At 67.3% G+C, this 736-nt stretch carries 1 protein-coding gene; it reads right to left on the bottom strand.

Going from position 1 to position 736, the window contains the following annotated elements; all coding sequences use genetic code 11:
- A partial coding sequence (locus tag IE136_RS35210) for an IS630 family transposase (protein WP_189602566.1) occupies positions 1–698 on the bottom strand: 698 nt, incomplete at its 3' end.
- Positions 699–736 lie beyond the last annotated feature (38 nt).

Raw genomic sequence — 736 nt, 5'->3', positions numbered from 1 at the left:
CGGTGCAGGGAACCGATCACCTTCCCCGTGGCGACTTCCAGGGCCGCGAACAGGGTGGTGGTGCCGGCCCGGACGTAGTCGTGGCTGCGGCGCTCGGGAACCCCGGGCATCATCGGCAGCACGGGCTGGGACCGGTCCAGGGCCTGGATCTGCGACTTCTCGTCCACGCACAGCACCAGGGCCTTCTCCGGCGGATCCAGATACAACCCCACGACGTCACGGACCTTGTCGATGAACAACGGGTCGGTGGACAGCTTGAACGTCTGTGAGCGGTGCGGTGCCAGGGCGAACGCCCGCCAGATCCGCGAGATCGCGGACTGGGACATACCGGTGGCCGCCGCCATCGACCTCGTCGACCAGTGGGTGGCGTTTTTCGGCTTCTCCTCCAGCGTCCTGACGATGACCCGCTCGACGTCCGCATCGGTGATTTTCCGCGGAACACCCGGCCTGGGCTCGTCGGACAGGCCGTCCAGGCCACGTTCCAGGAAGCGCCGTCGCCAGGTGCGGACCGTGTCCGGAGAGACACCCAGGCGGCGGGACACCTCCATGATCGAGTGCCCCTGGGCACACTCCAGCACGATCCGCGACCGCAAGGCCAGCGCCTGAGCTGTCGAGCGACGACGCACCCACCCCTCAAGCACAGCCCGCTGGGCACCGGTCACCGACAACGGCGGAATCTTCGGACCCGGACGACTCATACCGAACCAACGACGAATCTCCGACTCAGGTCACTAGG

The sequence above is a fragment of the Streptomyces lateritius genome, assembly GCF_014649715.1.
GTDB lineage: Bacteria > Actinomycetota > Actinomycetes > Streptomycetales > Streptomycetaceae > Streptomyces > Streptomyces lateritius.
The sequence above is the reverse complement of the archived record's forward strand: the minus strand, read 5'-3'. Positions and strand labels throughout refer to the sequence as shown.